Annotated in this window: 18 protein-coding genes; 10 read left to right on the top strand and 8 right to left on the bottom strand. The window is 65.5% G+C overall.

Annotated features, from left to right (window positions below):
- The first annotated feature begins 145 nt into the window (after positions 1-145).
- Positions 146-481: a hypothetical protein gene (locus tag TPR58_RS04915; RefSeq protein ID WP_346245499.1), complete on the top strand. Its 336-nt coding sequence runs from the start codon at positions 146-148 to the stop codon at positions 479-481.
- A 28-nt stretch (positions 482-509) separates the two neighbouring features.
- Here the strand turns inward: TPR58_RS04915 and TPR58_RS04910 are convergent, their stop codons facing one another.
- A complete protein-coding gene (locus TPR58_RS04910) occupies positions 510-2,021 on the bottom strand; it encodes a replicative DNA helicase (RefSeq protein WP_346245498.1) in 1,512 nt (503 codons plus the stop codon).
- A gap of 80 nt (positions 2,022-2,101) precedes the next feature.
- Between TPR58_RS04910 and TPR58_RS04905 the strand changes: the two genes are divergently transcribed.
- Genes TPR58_RS04905 through dcd form a run of 4 tightly spaced genes read left to right on the top strand, consistent with a single transcriptional unit; the run spans position 2,102 to position 5,735 of the window.
- On the top strand, positions 2,102-2,581 hold the full coding sequence (locus TPR58_RS04905) for a UPF0262 family protein (protein ID WP_346245497.1): 480 nt from the start codon (positions 2,102-2,104) through the stop codon (positions 2,579-2,581).
- Between the two features lie 42 nt (positions 2,582-2,623).
- Positions 2,624-3,133, top strand: a complete 510-nt coding sequence (locus TPR58_RS04900) for a cytidine deaminase (RefSeq protein WP_428835691.1) — start codon at positions 2,624-2,626, stop codon at positions 3,131-3,133.
- A gap of 60 nt (positions 3,134-3,193) precedes the next feature.
- A complete protein-coding gene (locus TPR58_RS04895) occupies positions 3,194-5,143 on the top strand; it encodes a sialate O-acetylesterase (RefSeq protein ID WP_346245495.1) in 1,950 nt (649 codons plus the stop codon).
- 40 nt (positions 5,144-5,183) lie between these two features.
- On the top strand, positions 5,184-5,735 hold the full coding sequence (gene dcd, locus TPR58_RS04890) for a dCTP deaminase (protein ID WP_346245494.1): 552 nt from the start codon (positions 5,184-5,186) through the stop codon (positions 5,733-5,735).
- Between the two features lie 122 nt (positions 5,736-5,857).
- On the opposite strand, the gene TPR58_RS04885 is transcribed toward dcd, so the two are convergent.
- The 5 genes from TPR58_RS04885 to TPR58_RS04865 form a co-directional block, all read right to left on the bottom strand.
- Positions 5,858-6,226, bottom strand: a complete 369-nt coding sequence (locus TPR58_RS04885) for a tetratricopeptide repeat protein (protein ID WP_346245493.1) — start codon at positions 6,224-6,226, stop codon at positions 5,858-5,860.
- 364 nt (positions 6,227-6,590) lie between these two features.
- On the bottom strand, positions 6,591-7,016 hold the full coding sequence (locus TPR58_RS04880) for an ExbD/TolR family protein (protein WP_346245492.1): 426 nt from the start codon (positions 7,014-7,016) through the stop codon (positions 6,591-6,593).
- A gap of 24 nt (positions 7,017-7,040) precedes the next feature.
- Positions 7,041-7,511 carry an ExbD/TolR family protein gene (locus TPR58_RS04875; RefSeq protein WP_346245491.1) on the bottom strand — a complete coding sequence of 157 codons (471 nt, stop codon included), beginning with the start codon at positions 7,509-7,511 and terminating at the stop codon, positions 7,041-7,043.
- A 100-nt stretch (positions 7,512-7,611) separates the two neighbouring features.
- Positions 7,612-8,397: a MotA/TolQ/ExbB proton channel family protein gene (locus TPR58_RS04870; protein WP_346245490.1), complete on the bottom strand. Its 786-nt coding sequence runs from the start codon at positions 8,395-8,397 to the stop codon at positions 7,612-7,614.
- 83 nt (positions 8,398-8,480) lie between these two features.
- The gene (locus TPR58_RS04865) at positions 8,481-9,167 is read right to left on the bottom strand and encodes an energy transducer TonB (RefSeq protein ID WP_346245489.1); all 687 of its coding nucleotides are present in this window, start codon (positions 9,165-9,167) and stop codon (positions 8,481-8,483) included.
- A gap of 227 nt (positions 9,168-9,394) precedes the next feature.
- Here TPR58_RS04865 and TPR58_RS04860 point away from each other — a divergent pair, with 227 nt between their 5' ends.
- Positions 9,395-10,228 (top strand): hypothetical protein, encoded by an 834-nt coding sequence (locus TPR58_RS04860; RefSeq protein ID WP_346245488.1) that lies wholly within the window; start codon positions 9,395-9,397, stop codon positions 10,226-10,228.
- An 87-nt stretch (positions 10,229-10,315) separates the two neighbouring features.
- Here the strand turns inward: TPR58_RS04860 and TPR58_RS04855 are convergent, their stop codons facing one another.
- Positions 10,316-10,687, bottom strand: coding sequence for a dihydroneopterin aldolase (locus tag TPR58_RS04855; RefSeq protein ID WP_346245487.1), 372 nt, complete (start codon positions 10,685-10,687; stop codon positions 10,316-10,318).
- Between the two features lie 144 nt (positions 10,688-10,831).
- On the opposite strand from TPR58_RS04855, the gene TPR58_RS04850 reads away from it, so the two are divergent.
- The 4 genes from TPR58_RS04850 to TPR58_RS04835 are packed head-to-tail and all read left to right on the top strand — an operon-like array spanning position 10,832 to position 13,723.
- Entirely contained in the window at positions 10,832-11,353 is a 522-nt protein-coding gene (locus tag TPR58_RS04850; protein ID WP_346245486.1) for a GNAT family N-acetyltransferase, read from the top strand.
- A gap of 41 nt (positions 11,354-11,394) precedes the next feature.
- Positions 11,395-11,964 (top strand): DUF1285 domain-containing protein, encoded by a 570-nt coding sequence (locus TPR58_RS04845; protein WP_346245485.1) that lies wholly within the window; start codon positions 11,395-11,397, stop codon positions 11,962-11,964.
- On the top strand, positions 11,961-12,551 hold the full coding sequence (locus TPR58_RS04840; RefSeq protein ID WP_346245484.1) for a CoA pyrophosphatase: 591 nt from the start codon (positions 11,961-11,963) through the stop codon (positions 12,549-12,551). Before TPR58_RS04845 ends, TPR58_RS04840 begins: the two co-directional genes overlap by 4 nt.
- A complete protein-coding gene (locus TPR58_RS04835) occupies positions 12,548-13,723 on the top strand; it encodes a CCA tRNA nucleotidyltransferase (protein ID WP_346245483.1) in 1,176 nt (391 codons plus the stop codon). The genes TPR58_RS04840 and TPR58_RS04835 overlap by 4 nt, the downstream gene beginning before the upstream one ends.
- Here TPR58_RS04835 and TPR58_RS04830 read toward each other — a convergent pair.
- Positions 13,693-15,408 (bottom strand): putative bifunctional diguanylate cyclase/phosphodiesterase, encoded by a 1,716-nt coding sequence (locus TPR58_RS04830; protein ID WP_346245482.1) that lies wholly within the window; start codon positions 15,406-15,408, stop codon positions 13,693-13,695. The two genes, TPR58_RS04835 and TPR58_RS04830, sit on opposite strands and share 31 nt — an antisense overlap.
- Between the last annotated feature and the right edge of the window lie 13 nt (positions 15,409-15,421).

Raw genomic sequence — 15,421 nt, 5'->3', positions numbered from 1 at the left:
TCGCCTGGCGGATAGCGCATCGAAAGCGTTGACGCCCACGCCCTCCGCGACCTAGCCTGTCCTCAGCGCCCTTCCGCGCGGCAGCGACACGGCATCCGACCGCGCCTGCGCCGTCCCGGCTCATCAGGGCGCGAGGAGGTTTAGGATGGACCGGAGCCAGAAGGAGCAGGCGATCCGCCTGCATGAATGTCTCGACTATATCGGCCTTCGGGCGCAGGCGACGTCGGTCGGGCTGCTTCAGCTGTGCGCCGAACTGGTCGCCGCGGGCGTGCTTGACGACGACGCTGTCGACCGGATCAAGAACGCGATCCAGCATGACATCACCGTCTCGCGTGCACGCAAGCATGGCCAGCTGGAATTCGAGACGGTGCTGCGCCAGCGACTCGACGCCGTGTTTCCCAAGAGCGGTGACCCGCGCATCGGCATCCGCGTCGGAACGATCGGCGACATGAAGAACGCGCTCGAGCCCGCCCAGGCCTGATCGCGCGGGGCAGCCAGCGCATCGCGGGCTATTCGTACTCCGGCGAATAGTCGCTGTGCGCCAGGTCGCTGAACTTGGTGAATTGACGGTCGAAGCGCATGTGCACCGATCCGGTCGCACCATGGCGCTGCTTCGCGATGATCACCGTCGCCTTGTTGGCGACCTCCAGCTGCTTCGCCTGCCACTCCTCATAGGCGATGCGCTGCTCGGGCGTCTCGGTTCCGTCGGGGACCTTCGTCGGCGCCTTGAAGTCGTGATAATATTCGTCGCGATACACGAACAGCACGATGTCGGCGTCCTGCTCGATCGATCCCGACTCGCGAAGGTCCGACAGCTGCGGCCTCTTGTCCTCGCGGCTTTCCACCGCACGGCTGAGCTGCGACAGCGCCAGCACCGGGACATGAAGTTCCTTCGCCAAGGTCTTCAATCCACGCGAGATTTCCGAAATTTCCTGCACGCGACCATCGCCCTGGCTGCGGCCCGACCCGCTGAGCAGCTGAAGATAGTCGACGATGACCATGCCGATCTTGTGCTGGCGCTTCATGCGCCGTGCGCGGGTGCGCAGCGCGGCGATCGTCAGGCCGGGCGTATCGTCGATGAACAGCGGCAGGCGCTCGAGGTCCGCCGCCGCCCGCGCGAACTTCTGGAACTCTGCCTGGGTCAGCTGGCCCGTGCGCAGCTTTTCGGAGATCACCTCGGCCTGCTCCGACAGGATACGCATGGCGAGCTGATCCGCGGACATTTCGAGGCTGAAGAATGCAACAGGCGCACCGATCGACTTTTCCTCGGCAATGCCGGCGTCGAGATCGTCCATCCAGCGCTTGGCCGCGTTGAACGCGATATTGGTGGCCAGCGAGGTCTTGCCCATGCCCGGGCGCCCCGCGAGGATCAGCAGGTCCGATCGGTTGAAACCACCGGTAGACGCGTTCAGGTCGGTCAGCCCGGTCGTGATGCCGGAGATGCCGCCTCCCGAGTTCATCGCCTTCTCGGCCTGCTTCACGGCAAGCGTGGCGGCGCGGGTGAAGCTCTTCGCCCCGCCCTCGGCATCGCCCTTTTCGGCGACCTCGTACAGCTTGAGCTCGGCGACCTCGATCTGCTTGGCCGGATTGATGTCCTTGCTGGTGTCCAGCGCGCCGTCGACCATGTCGCGGCCGACCGTCACCAGCGCACGCAGCATCGCCAGGTCATAGATCTGGTCGGCGAACGCGCGGGCGCCGATGATGCTGGCCGGATTGCCGGTCAGCTGCGCCAGATAGGCCGGCCCGCCCAGCTCCTTCATCGCCGGATCGGCCGCGAACAGCGGGCGCAGCGTCACCGGAGTCGCCAGGCGATTGTCACCGACCAGGAACGAGATCGCCTCGTAGATCCGTCCATGCAGCGGCTCGAAGAAATGCTCCGGCCGAATCTTCTGCAGCACGTCCTCGGCGATGCGATTGTCGATCATCATCGCGCCGAGCAGCGCCGCCTCTGCCTCCACATTCTGGGGAAGCTGAACGGTTTCGGGCGCGGCAAGCGTCGGCAAGGGAATCAACTGGACCATGTTCGGACCTGTGGGGGAGACCGACCATAGCATCAACCTGCGCGCTTGTGGAAAATGTGGAATGAACGGATAGGCAGGCAATGACCGATCCGCGGATCATCGATATCACCCTGGACGAGCGCACCATCCTGTGGCGCTCGGCCGATATCGAGCAGGAACGGCGGATCGCGATCTTCGACCTGATCGAGGACAATCATTTCGCCCCGATCCTGCGCAGCGGCGACTATGAGGGCCCGTACAAGCTGCATCTGAGCGTCGAGGAAGGCCGGCTGGCGCTGCAGATGATGCGGGCGGACGGCGCACTTCTGGAGACGCTGGTGCTCGGCCTGGCGCGCTTCCGCCGTCCCATCCGTGATTACTTCGCGATCTGCGACAGCTATTACCAGGCGATCCGCAATGCCACCCCGGCGCAGATCGAGACGATCGACATGGCGCGGCGCGGCATCCACAACGATGCGGCCCAACTCCTCAAGGAGCGGCTGGAGGGCAAGATCGACGTGGATTTCGACACTGCCCGCCGCCTGTTCACGCTCATCTGCGTCCTGCACATCAAGGGCTGACCCGCCCACCGTCGACTGTGCTTTCGACAAGCTTCAGGCGATATGGCACGCTGCCGGGTTCGCCCGAGTCCGCATCGGGTAACGATACGAACAGGGACCGATGGACGAATGAGTGACGTGACCCCGGAACAGCTGGTTGCTGAGGCGCGAAAGGCGTCGCGCAATGCCTATGCGCCTTATTCGCGGTTCGGCGTCGGTGCTGCGGTGTTGCTGGCCGACGGCACCATCGTGACCGGAGCCAATTTCGAGAATGCGAGCTACGGCCTGTCGCTGTGCGCCGAAACCGTCGCCCTCGCGACCGTGAACAGCCAGGGCCGGATCGCAGACGTCGTCGCGATCGGCGTGATCGGCGGGCCGATCGGGCCCGACGGACCGACCGGCGACTCGCCCGTCAGCCCGTGCGGGCGCTGCCGGCAGATCATCAACGAGGCGGCGGCGATCGGCGACCGCGACCTGCCCGTCCATTGCGGGTCGGCCCAGGGCGATGCGATCCGCAGCTGGCGCATATCCGAACTGCTGCCCCAGGGGTTCGGACCGCGCGACCTGCTTTAGGCCTTGCCGATCCCGGGCGCATCGGCTTTGCATGGGCGATCAGGTGGCGGGGAGATGGCGGTGAAGGTGATTCCGGGCATGGGCGCGGCGGCTGCGCTGCTGTTGGCGCTTCCGGCGACGGCGCAGGACGCACCGCTGCTGGCGCCCCTGTTCCAGGACCATGGCGTCCTGCAACGGGACAAGCCCCTTCCGGTCTGGGGCAATGCCGCCCCCGGTCAGCCGGTCGAGGTCGAAATCGCCGGCAAGACGGCGCGCGCGACGGCGGATTCGGCAGGTCGCTGGCGCGTCGAGCTGCCCGCGATCGCGGCCGGCGGCCCCTACACGCTGACGGTTCGCGCCGGATCCCGCGTGCAGACGATCAGCGACGTCCTGATCGGCGATGTCTGGCTGTGTTCGGGCCAATCGAACATGGAACTCTCGGTCTCTCAGGCGCTGAATGCGCAAAGCGAGATCGCCAACGCCAATGACCCGATGATGCGGCTGATCACGGTGCAGAAGGACTCCGCGACAGCGCCGCTCGAACGCTTCAAGCATCCCCTGGCCTGGGAGCCCGTTACCCCCAAGACGATCGGCGAGTTCAGCGCTGCCTGCTATTTCATGGCCCGCGATCTGAAGGGGCGCCAGAAAGTCCCGTTCGGCCTGATCGATTCGACCTGGGGCGGTACCGCGATCAATGCATGGCGCAGCGCCGGATCGCTCGCCGCCGATCCCGTAGCCAAGGGCGACGCCGAGTTGCGCGCGCTGCACCAGCGCGATCCCGCTGCGGCGGCGCGGAAATGGGGCACCGCGTGGATGCAATGGTGGCGTGAACGGAGCGGCGATGCGGCGGGCCGCGAGCCCTGGCAGGCAGGTGCCCCCGGCAATTGGCTCAAGCTCCCCGCATTCGAGCTCTGGGAAGGCTGGGGCGTTTCCGCGATGGAGAATTATAACGGCATCGTCTGGTACCGGACCGAGATCCGGCTGACCGCCGCCCAGGCGAAGAAAGCGACCGGCATCGAGCTGGGTATCGCCGACGACATGGATGTCGCTTTCGTCAACGGCGTCCCGGTCGGCTCGACCAATGTCTGGAACCAGCAGCGCAGCTATCCCCTGGCCCCGGGCGTTCTGAAGGCGGGCGTCAACCTGGTCACGGTCGGTGTGATCGATACCGGCGGCGGCGGCGGAATGTATGGCAAGGACGCCCCGCGCCTGCTCAAGTTCGCCGACGGCGCGACCCTCGCCCTCCCGCCGGCGTCAGACTGGCAGTACCGCGCCACCCCCGGCATCGGCGATTCACCGCATACGCCGTGGGAGAGCACATCCGGCCAGTCGGGGCTATACAATGCGATGATCGCCCCGATCGGCCCCTATCGGCTGCGCGGCGTTGCCTGGTATCAGGGTGAGGCCGATACCGGCGCTGCGTCGGGCTATTCGACGCGGCTGGCGGGCCTGATGTCTGGCTGGCGAGGCCAGTTCGGCGATTCTCAATTGCCGTTCCTGATCGTCCAGATCGCCGGATGGGGTCCGCGCAATGCCATCCCGGTCGAGAGTGGCAATGCCAGCATCCGCGACGAGCAGCGCCGCGCCGTCGCGGCGGATCGCAACGCCGCCCTGGCGGTCGCCACCGACCTGGGCGATGTGTGGGACATTCATCCGGCCAACAAACAGGAGGTCGGACGCCGGCTTGCGCTCGGCGCGCGAGTGAAAGCCTATGGCGAGACCATCGCCTATTCCGGGCCCTGGCCGGTCGATGCGCGCCGTACCGGCGACAGCGTCCGTGTCACCTTCACCGGCATGGACGGCCCGCTTCAGGCCTGGTCGGCCACCAGGCCGATCGGATTCGAACTGTGCGCGGCCGCCTATGCGAGCTGCCGGTTCGTCGAGGCGCGGATCGATGGCGACGCCGTCATCCTCGACGTTGCGGACGGGGCTGCGGACCGCGTGCGCTACTGCTGGGGCGACAGCCCGGTCTGCACGCTTTACGATCGTGGCGGGCTGCCTGCGACACCGTTCGAACTGAACGTCGAATAGCCCTCTTGCCCGATCCCCGCCGAGCCGCGAAAGCTGCACCATGATCCTTTCAGACCGCTGGATTCGCGACCAGGCAACGCAGCACGCGATGATCGAACCTTTCGTCGAGGCACAGCGCCGCGAAGGGTGCATCAGCTATGGCTTGTCCTCTTATGGCTATGACGCGCGTGTCGCCGACGAGTTCAAGATCTTCACCAATGTCGACAGCGCCGTGGTCGACCCGAAGGACTTTGACTCCAACAGCTTCGTGGATCGCAAGACCAATGTCTGCGTCATCCCCCCGAACAGCTTCGCGCTGGCGCGCACTGTCGAGTATTTTCGGGTCCCGCGTGACGTTCTGGTGATCTGCCTCGGCAAATCGACCTACGCCCGCTGCGGGATAATCGTGAACGTCACCCCGCTCGAACCCGAATGGGAGGGCCATGTCACGCTCGAATTCTCGAACACCACTCCCCTTCCCGCCAAGATCTACGCCAACGAGGGCGCGTGCCAGTTCCTGTTTCTGAAGGGCAACGAGCCCTGCGAGACCAGCTATGCCGACCGTGCGGGCAAATATATGGGGCAACGCGGCGTGACCTTGCCGCGGCTCTGATGTCGTGCGCCGCGAGGCGCGTTGCGCACCTCGTCGATAGAACAGCCGACAACCGAGCTACTTTATCGTAATTTGTGGCTGGAGCAGGCGGGCGAACCCGGGGGCGCGCCCGCCAGGCTTGTTCAGCGCTGAGTGAACTGAACCGTCTCGAGCCGACGAAGGCCGGTGGTTGCAATCGTATGCGACCCGGCAGTGCGGTCGGCGCTGACGTCCATCAGCACGTCATTCTGCGCGATGACCTGACGGTACAGACCCCGCGCTTCGCTGACGCGACCCGTCTGCGAATAGACTGCGGCGAGGTTCAACAGGAGTTCGGGACGACCCGGATGGATCCGGAGCTCCTGAATAAGGCGGCGTTCGGCCGCAACATAATCACCCTGAACGATGGCCGACTTGGCGACCGGATCGCTAGCCGGGGTCTGAGCCTGGGCCGGCGTAATCATGAGCAGCAGCGGGGCCGCCACGCCAAAACCGATCAGTGCGTTACGCATGCCATCCTCCATCTATCGTTACATCACGGCGTAATTCCCGTGACTCTTTGATGTCGGATTTGTGACACTTCTGTTTCACGCTGGCAATTGCGAACATCGCAACTGCGCAGGGAGGGTGCAGGACATGCAGCCCTGTCCGTGAATCCGCATCTGGCACAGCAGCGCAGCACGGTATCTGGTCGGGCATGTGTCGCGCAGCGCGCGACGGCAGCGAACGCGGCGGTCATCCTGGCCGAGCAGAAAGAGGGCGAGACATGCCATCGCCGCCCCAAAGTTCTCGAGTGTGCGCACAAAACAAAAGAGGCGGCCCGAAGGCCGCCTCTGTCAAATCAGCGCCTGAGCGCGGATCTCATATTAGGTTGTCTTAGAAGACGCCCTGATACTGGTCGTTCCCGACGAAGCCAAGCTTGGTGACGTTCGCACGCTTGACGATCGCAAGCACGTGATCGACCTTGTCATACTTCGCATCGGGCGCCGGCTGGAAGTGCAGCTCAGGCTCCGGGTCGATGCTCTTCGTCGCTTCCAGATATTGTTGCAGGGTGATGTCGTCCACCTGCTGGCTGTTCCAGAACACGTTGCCATTGGCGTCGATGAAGATCTTGTTCTTCGTCGGCTCAACCGTGGTCGTCGGATTCTTCGGCGTCTGCGGAAGATCGATTTTCACCGCGTGGGTCTGGATCGGAATCGTAATGATGAACATGATGAGGAGCACGAGCATGACGTCGATCAGCGGCGTCGTGTTCATCTCGTTCATCGGCTCGCCGTCATCGCGGCCACCGCTCATTGCCATGTGACTAACTCCTTAAACGGTGGCTTAGAGGGCCGCGTTGGGCGGCGGTTCGGAAATGAAGCCGACCTTGACGAACCCTGCACGCTGCATCGTGAAGATCGTACCGCCAATGCACTTGTACGGCGTGTTCACGTCACCGCGGATGTGCACTTCGGGAAGCTGATCCGCACGGGTAATCGTGCCCACTTTGTCGATCTCGGCCTGAAGCTTCGTAGCTGCGCGATCGAGCAGTTCGGTGCTGCTGACCGGGGACAAGCCCCAATACACCTGACAGGTCCCGGCCGAGTCGGCGCGAACCGCCAGCAGGACGTTCTCCGGCTTCGTTTCGGTCGGTTCGAACACCACCTTGGGCAGCGCCAGCTCAACCGACTGAACCACCACCGGGATCGCGATCAGGAAGATGATCAGGAGCACCAGCATGACGTCCACCAGAGGCGTCGTGTTGATATCCGACATCGGTTTTTCTTCGGCGTCTCCGCCTATGTTCATCGCCATTGGCGCATTCCTATCTTACGCATCCTGTCCCCGGGCAAATCGCCGGACCGGAGCCGCGCGGCAGAGGCAAGCCTGTCCGCGCGGCCCGGCCCTGGTCGAGTTACGCCGTGGTCGAGGCCTGCGGAGCCTTCGCCACCGGGGCGACGGGCTTGCGAGCCGCGGCAGCTGCCGACGACGAGGTCACCGGACGAACGCGGCCGTCCGAAGCCAGGTAGCCGAGAACGTCGTTCGAGAAGCCGCTGAGCTGCTCGGCGATCGCCTTGTTGCGGCGCTGCAGCCAGTTGTAGGCGAGCACGGCCGGAACCGCGACGACCAGGCCGAGTGCGGTCATGATGAGCGCCTCACCGACCGGGCCTGCGACGGTGCCGATCGACGCCTGACCTTCCGCGCCGATCTTGATCAGCGCGCGGAAGATGCCGACGACGGTACCGAACAGACCGATGAACGGTGCGGTCGTGCCGACGGTCGCCAGGAACGCCAGGCCGCCCGAAAGCTGCGAGTTGATCGACGCTTCCGAACGGGTCAGCGAGCCATGCAGCCAGTCATGCGCCTCGACGGGATCGGTCAGTTCCTTGTACTGGTCCTGAGCGAGCAGCGCGTCGTCGACGATCTGGCGATAGGCCGAATCCTTGGCGAGCTTGGCGGCGCCTTCGCGCAGGTTGCCCGACGACCAGAAGCTGGCGCGGACGCGCTTGCCCTGGTTCAGGATCTTCTGCTGCTCGAACACCTTGGTGAACAGGATGTAGAGCGAGAAGAACAGCATGCTCACCAGGATGATGGCGGTGGCCCACGAAATGACGCCACCTTCGTTCAGGGCGTGCAGCACGTCGAAATCGGCGGGAGGAGCGCCAGCACCGGCCCCGGCAGCGAGAATGGTCGTGAACATGTTTGATTCTTTCCTCTAAGAATTGCTTGTCGTTCAATCCGGCGCGCGAATGTCTCCGGCGCGCCGGTCACCCAAATCGAAAATCAGTTCGTCGGCATCTTCCACGTGAACCGGCCGGGCCAGCTCGCAGGGATCTTATTTCCGCTCGCATCCTCGGCCGGGTTGAACCGGGCGCGGCGGCGGAGCAGCGAACAGGCAGTGTTGTCGAGCAGCGACGAACCGCTGGAGGACGTCACCGTGCAATTCGAGACCTTGCCAGACGCGTCGACGTCCAGACGAACGCCGGTGGTACCTTCGCTCTCGGAACGAAGCGCAGCCGCCGGATAGTCGTCGTTGGTCACCCAGCTCTGCGGCTGACCGCGCGGCGTGAGTTTCTTGGCAACACGCGGCGGCGCGGGAGGCGCAGGCGGCTGCGGCGGCGCAGGCGGAGCCGGCGGCGCGGGAGGCGACGTCGGGGGTGGCGGCTGCGGCACGTTGGTCGACTGGATGGGCGGCGCCGGAACCGGAACCTGCACAACTGCCGGGGGCGTCACGACCTGGGTAGGCGGCGGCGGCACCGGAGAGTCAGGCGGCGGCGGAGGCGGCGGCACTTCCTCAGGCGGAGGCGGCGGGTCCTGCACGTCGAAGACGTCCAGTTCCTCGGTCTTCTCCTTGATATATTTCATGGCCAGTCCAGTGACGAAGACATAGCCCAGGACAGCCACGAGCACAGCGACCACTACGATCGCTACCACCCGGCTTCCTGCTACATTACGGTCAGCGTAAGCCATTCGGCACCGTCACTCCTCTATCCCGTTATGCGACCCACGAAGCGCTTGTCACCAGCGCACGGAATCACCCGCCGCGCGACAAGTCCTCGGCAGAGCCCGAGTCTGTATCGTCCGACACAGGGCTACGCAAACGCTTTGTCGGACATTTCCCCACTAGAGGGCGCACGCTTCGGAATTATTTCTGTTTAAGATGGGCACATTCCGGTAACGGGACAGGCATGACGCACATGAAGACCCTGTTCTTTTGTTGCGCCGCAGCATTGACGGCGCCGCTCCCCGCAATTGCCCAGACGGCAGCTCCCACCAGCCAGGCCGCTCCTCTCCCTGCCGGCCCCGGCTATGCCAGCATCGCCCGCCAAGTTCTTGGTTCTCCGCTGGTGATCGACGGTGTGATCCGCAGTGCCACGCGGGTCAAGGACGCGGAGGCGACCGGTCTCGCGCCTGGGCGGGCACGCTTCTATGTTGAAATCGATGTGACCGCATTGATCCGCGGTACGGGAGCGATGGCGACCCGTGTCGCCTATCTTGTCGATGTTCCGCTCGATGCGCGGGGCCGCGCGCCCAAACTCAAGAAAATGCGGGTCGTCGCCTTTGCCCGTTCCGTGCCGAACGCGCCGGACCAGGTCCAGCTGACAGGCCCGGATGCCCAGATTCCCTGGACGCCCGAACTCGATTCGCGCGTTCGAGGGATCGTTCGCGAAGTGCTGGCGGCCGATGCGCCGGAAGCAGTCACCGGGGTCGGAAACGCGTTCCACGTCCCCGGGTCGCTTCCCGGCGAAGGTGAGACGCAGATCTTCCTGCTGACCGGCAGCGGCCAGCAGATCTCGCTTCAGGTCCTGCGGCGTCCGAATCAGCAGCCGCGCTGGTCGGTCTCCACCGGCGATTTCATCGACGAATCGGCAGGCGCGCCGCCACGCGACACTCTGTTGTGGTACCGCCTCGCCTGCGGCCTGCCGTCGGAACTGCCGCCGACCGCGCTGGAGGCGGGCGATCCCACCAGCGCACAGATCGCCCGGGAAGACTATCAGTTCGTGCGCAAGAGCCTGGGCCCCTGCAACTGATCGACGTTGGGCATCGCCCACTCCGCGGGGCGGGCGATGCCGGAAACGCAACGACAACGGGGCGCGCGATGAGCCTCTTTCGCCGCCTCAGCGGCGATGACGCACCAGGGTGATGCCGATCGATTCGCCATTTTCGGAAATGGCGAGCTTCACGATCTTCACCTGCACGCGCTTCACCCGCTCGTCCGAGACGAACAAGGTTTCGCAGATATGCTCGGCAACCCCTTCGATCAGCGTGAAGTGGACGCCCTGCGGCAACGCCGTCGTCGCGGCATGTTTCAGGTCGATATAGCTTTTGGACGCACTGAGCGGCGTGTCGGGCAGGAAACGCTCGGGCAGTGCCAGGTCGACGGTCATCGAGATCCGAAGAGGCTGCGGCAGATGCGTTTCTTCTGAATAGATTCCCGTCAGCACCTGGACTTCGAGGTCATGCACCTCGAGCTGGAGAAGGTCGTTCACGCTGCTGTCCTCGGAAAGGCTGGTCCGCGCCCATAGCAGAAGCCGGCATGACTGAAAGACGATTCAACCTTGCGTCAGGCGCGTGCGGGTATAAAGCGCGCCGCCCCGGCTCCATTGCCGGAGAATGACGGAGGATTATTCGAAGTGATCGCACTGGTTCCGCTTGCCCAGGTTTCGCCTCAGGCTGTCGACGCGCTGCTCGACAAGGCTTTCGGGGCAGACCGACGCGCGCGAACCGCCTATCGCGTCCGGGCTGGCACGGAAGCGATCGACGCGCTCAGCTTCGCTGCGGTGGTCACGGATGGCCGGCTTCTCGGCACCATCCAGTGCTGGCCCGTGCTGCTCCGCTGCGATCAGGGCGACACCGTTCCTCTGGTGATGGTCGGGCCGGTCGCGGTCGAACCCTCGTCGCAACGCGACGGCATCGGACGCGCGCTGATGGCGCGTGCGCTGGAGGCCGCTTCCGAGAGCAGCCTCGACGGCGCGCATGCGCTCATGCTGATCGGCGACCCCGAATATTATGGCCGGTTCTTCGGCTTCATGGCCGATCGAACCGCGCGCTGGCGCCTGCCCGGTCCGTTCGAGCCGCGCCGACTCCTGGCGCTGGGCGATGATGTGCCCGACTGTGCCGGCGCACTCGGCCCTCGGGTGCTTCAGCCGGCCTGACCCGGTTTGCGCTGTCGTTCCGGCTCGCCTAACGACAGCGCATGCCGACGCCCCCTCCCCCGGATTTCGCCAATCTCTCGCTGGCGGAGATTGCCAGGCTCGTCGCCGAGCAGAAACTGCCGCCGGTCGATAAATGGAATCCCGCTCATTGCGGACACAGCGACATGCGAATCGCGCGCGATGGCACCTGGTATCATCAGGGATCGCCGATCGGGCGCACCGCGATGGTCAAACTCTTCTCGACGATCCTTCGCCGCGAGCCGGACGGGTCGTTCGTTCTCGTAACCCCGGTCGAGAAGCTGGACATCGAGGTGGAGGACGCCCCGTTCCAGGCGGTCGAACTGAAGATCGAGGGCAGCGATACCGAGATGCGGCTGGCGTTCCGGCTCAACACCGACGAGCTGGTGACGGCAGGTTCCGACCATCCGCTGCGCTTCGACGGCACGCGCCCCTATCTGCACGTTCGCGGCGGGCTGGAGGCGCTGGTGAACCGTGCGGTCTATTACGAACTGGCGCAGATCGCGCTGTCGAACGGCAGCGAGCCGCCCGGCCTGTGGAGCAACGGCGCCTTTTTCCCCTTCGACACGCAGGATCCGGAGGCCGACGCATGACGCTCGCGGCGCGGCTGCGCGATGCGCTCGAGGCTCGGCATGAGCCTGTCCTTCTTACCGGCGATCATCATGATTTCGATCCGGACGCGGTGACCAGTGCCGCCGCAGTCCTGATTGCCGTCACCGACCGGGCCGATCCCGGCGTGATCCTGACCCGCCGGACAGAGACGCTGCGCCGTCATGCAGGCCAGGTCGCCTTTCCGGGCGGACGGATCGACCCCGACGATGGCGGCCCGGTGGCTGCCGCACTGCGCGAGGCGCAGGAGGAGATCGCGCTGCCGCCATCGCGCGTCGAGGTGATCGGCACCGCCGACCTGTACCGCACCATTACCGGATACAGCGTCACGCCCGTGGTGGGTGTGATCGAACCCGACCTTCCGTTGATTCCGTCCGAGGCCGAGGTTGCGGAGCTGTTCGAGGTGCCGCTCAGCTTCCTGCTGGACGAAACCAACCACAAGGAGGGCCGCGCCGTCTATGCCGGCCAGGAACGACGCTATTACGAGATGGACTGGCGCGGACATCGGATCTGGGGCGCGACGGCGGCAATGATCGTCAACCTCTCGCGCCGGCTGAGGTGGGCGGCATGATCCTTCCCGAGACCGAATGGCGAGTGCGCGCCGGCCTGGACAGGCTCGCCGCCACCCTCGGCGAGGCACGCTTCGTCGGCGGCGCCGTGCGCGACGCGCTGCTCGGAATTCCCGCAGCCGATATCGACATCGCCACCCCGCATCCGCCTGCGGAGGTCATTCGCCGGCTGAAGGCCGCCGGCATCCGCGTCGTTCCCACCGGCATCGATCACGGGACGGTAACCGCGGTGCTCGAGAGTGGGCCGGTCGAGGTCACCACCCTGCGCCGCGACGTGTCGACCGACGGCAGGCGCGCGACCGTTGCCTTCACCGATGACTGGCGCGAAGATGCGGCGCGCCGCGATTTCACGATCAATGCGCTGTACGCCGATCCGGCAACCGGCGAGATTCATGATTATTTCGGCGGACTCGCCGATCTGGACGCCCGACACGTGCGCTTCATCGGCGATCCGTTACAGCGCATCGCCGAGGATCATCTGCGCATCCTGCGCTTCTTCCGTTTCCTGGCGCGCTTCGGCGACACGCCGGACGCAGCGGGGCTCGACGCCTGCACCCACCGCGCCCGCGACCTGATGGCGCTCAGTCGCGAGCGTATCGCCGACGAGCTGCTGAAGCTGCTCGTCGCAACGGACGCGGTCCGGGTCGTTGCGCTGATGGTCGCGCGCGGGATCTTCGATGCCGTACTTCCCGAGATCGACCAGGCCGGTGCCGAGCGGCTCGCCCGGCTGGCAGAACGGGAGCGGCAGGGCGGCATCCCCCCGCACGCCATCCGCAGGCTCGCCGCGCTGATCCCCGCCGACCCGGCAACGGCAGAGCAGATCGGCGCGAGGCTCAAGCTGTCGAACGCCCAGAAGCGACGTCTGACGATGGCGGTTGCCCCGCCCGCCCATCCGGCCAGGCCCCTCGCCTATCGCATCGGTGTGGAAAGCGCGGTGGATCAGCTGCTGCTTTCGGATCGACCGATCGACGAAGCGGCGTCGATCCGCGACTGGGAACCGCCGCGCTTTCCGCTCTCCGGCGGTGCCATCGTCGCGCGCGGGATCAAGGCCGGCCCGGAGGTCGCTCGGTTGATGCGGCAGGTCGAGGATCTGTGGATCGCCGAGGCGTTCCCCGATGCCGCGCGGGTCGAACAGCTTGCGGATCAGGCGTTGCGTTCGGCCATCAGCCGATAGGCCCGGTCGCGGTCGAGCGGGCGGCCGAACAGGAAGCCCTGCCCCTGGGTACATCCCAGTGCCGCCAGCCGCTGCGCCAGATCCAGCGCCTCGACCCCTTCGGCGATGGTCGTCATGCCGAGTGCCGAGGCAAGGCTCAGGATCGCGCGGACGATCGCGAGCTTATCGCGGTCGGCCAGCATGCCCGACACGAAGCTCCGGTCGATCTTGAGCAGGTCGATCGGCAGCCTCTGAAGGTGCGCGAGGTTCGAATAGCCGGTGCCGAAATCGTCCATCGCCAGTGTCGCACCCATGTCCTTCAGCGCGGTCATGATCCGCGCGACATGATCGGGATCGGTCCCGATCGCGCTTTCGGTCAGTTCCAGCGTCAACTGGTTCGACGACACCCCATGGCGATCGAGCGCAGCCCGCACCATCGACGGGATCTGGTCGCGCTGCAGCTGGATCGCGGAAAGGTTCACCGCGATCCGCACGTCGCACGGCTTGCCGGCAGCGTCGTTCCACGCCGCCAGCGTCCGCACCGCCTCATCCATCGCCCAGCGCCCCAGGGGTACGATCAGTCCCGATTCCTCGGCGACCGGGATGAACGCGTCCGGCGACAGGCAGACGCCTTGCTCGTCGGTCCACCGCGCCAGCGCTTCGAACGAGACGATTCGTCCGGTCGCGAGATCGCAGATCGGCTGGAAATGGAGCGTCAGCGCCTCGCTTTCGATCGCGCGCCGCAATCCGGTCTCCATGCCGAATTGTTTGCGGGCAACGTCGAATGCGCGGGCATGGTAGGTTTCGGTCCGGCCGGACTGTTTCGATCGCTTGAGGGCGAACTGGGCATTGCGCACCAGATCCTCGCCATCGCCGTCATCGTCCGATCCGAACGCGATGCCGATCGCGCAGTCGACCCTGATTTCGAAGTCGGACAGGCGAAACGGGCTGGCAAGCGCACAGCGGATCCGTTTGGCGACCTGGAACGCGTCGGCGGCGCCGCCCTGGGCGGTCATCAGCACCGCAAACTCGTCGCCATTCAATCGGGCGAGCACATCGCGCCCGCGAAGCGCGCCCTTCAGCCGGCGCGCGACCGAGATCAGCAGCTCGTCACCCGCAAGCCCGCCCATACAGGCGTTGACCCGGCTGAACCGCTCGAGGTTGATCGCGAGCACCGCATATTTCGCTGCAGCGCCGGGCTGGATTGCCCCCTCGATCGCGTCGCTGAACCCGGATCGATTGCACAATCCGGTCAGGCTGTCGGTCATCATTTCGCGGCGCAGGCTCTGCTCGGTACGGAACTCCGCAGTCTGGTCGATCAGGCTGACCAGCGCACGATCCACCCCCGGCACGGTCGAGCGCCTGGCAAAGCTGACCCGGAAATAGCGGCAATCGACCTCGTCGCCGAACTGCCATTCGATCTCGACATGGGTCTGATCGGACGCGAAAAACCGGCGCAGCTGCGGGCCCAGCAACCGCGCCATCGAGGAGTCGGCGGCCACGCTGCCAAAGCCCGCCTTGCGGAACAGCCGATTTACCGCCGCGAACTCCAGCTCGCCGCTCCGCTGGATGACGATTGCGGCAGCGATCGGCATCAGGTCGAGCACCGCCGCGCTGGCCGCTACGTCACACGCGACAGCCGGACCCGGCGCCGGCTCGTGCGGCGGGGTCGATATCAACGCGTGGCTGAGCTCCAGCGGCACCATCGCGAGGATGGCT

The sequence above is a fragment of the Sphingomonas rustica genome (assembly GCF_039652585.1).
In the GTDB taxonomy this organism is placed as follows: domain Bacteria; phylum Pseudomonadota; class Alphaproteobacteria; order Sphingomonadales; family Sphingomonadaceae; genus Sphingomonas; species Sphingomonas rustica.
The sequence above is the reverse complement of the archived record's forward strand: the minus strand, read 5'-3'. Positions and strand labels throughout refer to the sequence as shown.

Bases quoted from the DNA above. Each gene is read 5' to 3' on its own strand.
- TPR58_RS04915 (WP_346245499.1), top strand. From the start codon at position 146: ATGGACCGGAGCCAGAAGGAGCAGGCGATCCGCCTGCATGAATGTCTC.
- TPR58_RS04910 (WP_346245498.1), bottom strand. From the start codon at position 2,021: ATGGTCCAGTTGATTCCCTTGCCGACGCTTGCCGCGCCCGAAACCGTT.
- TPR58_RS04905 (WP_346245497.1), top strand. From the start codon at position 2,102: ATGACCGATCCGCGGATCATCGATATCACCCTGGACGAGCGCACCATC.
- TPR58_RS04900 (WP_428835691.1), top strand. From the start codon at position 2,624: ATGGCACGCTGCCGGGTTCGCCCGAGTCCGCATCGGGTAACGATACGA.
- dcd (WP_346245494.1), top strand. From the start codon at position 5,184: ATGATCCTTTCAGACCGCTGGATTCGCGACCAGGCAACGCAGCACGCG.
- TPR58_RS04885 (WP_346245493.1), bottom strand. From the start codon at position 6,226: ATGCGTAACGCACTGATCGGTTTTGGCGTGGCGGCCCCGCTGCTGCTC.
- TPR58_RS04880 (WP_346245492.1), bottom strand. From the start codon at position 7,016: ATGGCAATGAGCGGTGGCCGCGATGACGGCGAGCCGATGAACGAGATG.
- TPR58_RS04875 (WP_346245491.1), bottom strand. From the start codon at position 7,511: ATGGCGATGAACATAGGCGGAGACGCCGAAGAAAAACCGATGTCGGAT.
- TPR58_RS04870 (WP_346245490.1), bottom strand. From the start codon at position 8,397: ATGTTCACGACCATTCTCGCTGCCGGGGCCGGTGCTGGCGCTCCTCCC.
- TPR58_RS04865 (WP_346245489.1), bottom strand. From the start codon at position 9,167: ATGGCTTACGCTGACCGTAATGTAGCAGGAAGCCGGGTGGTAGCGATC.
- TPR58_RS04860 (WP_346245488.1), top strand. From the start codon at position 9,395: ATGAAGACCCTGTTCTTTTGTTGCGCCGCAGCATTGACGGCGCCGCTC.
- TPR58_RS04845 (WP_346245485.1), top strand. From the start codon at position 11,395: ATGCCGACGCCCCCTCCCCCGGATTTCGCCAATCTCTCGCTGGCGGAG.
- TPR58_RS04840 (WP_346245484.1), top strand. From the start codon at position 11,961: ATGACGCTCGCGGCGCGGCTGCGCGATGCGCTCGAGGCTCGGCATGAG.
- TPR58_RS04835 (WP_346245483.1), top strand. From the start codon at position 12,548: ATGATCCTTCCCGAGACCGAATGGCGAGTGCGCGCCGGCCTGGACAGG.
- TPR58_RS04830 (WP_346245482.1), bottom strand. From the start codon at position 15,408: ATGGTGCCGCTGGAGCTCAGCCACGCGTTGATATCGACCCCGCCGCAC.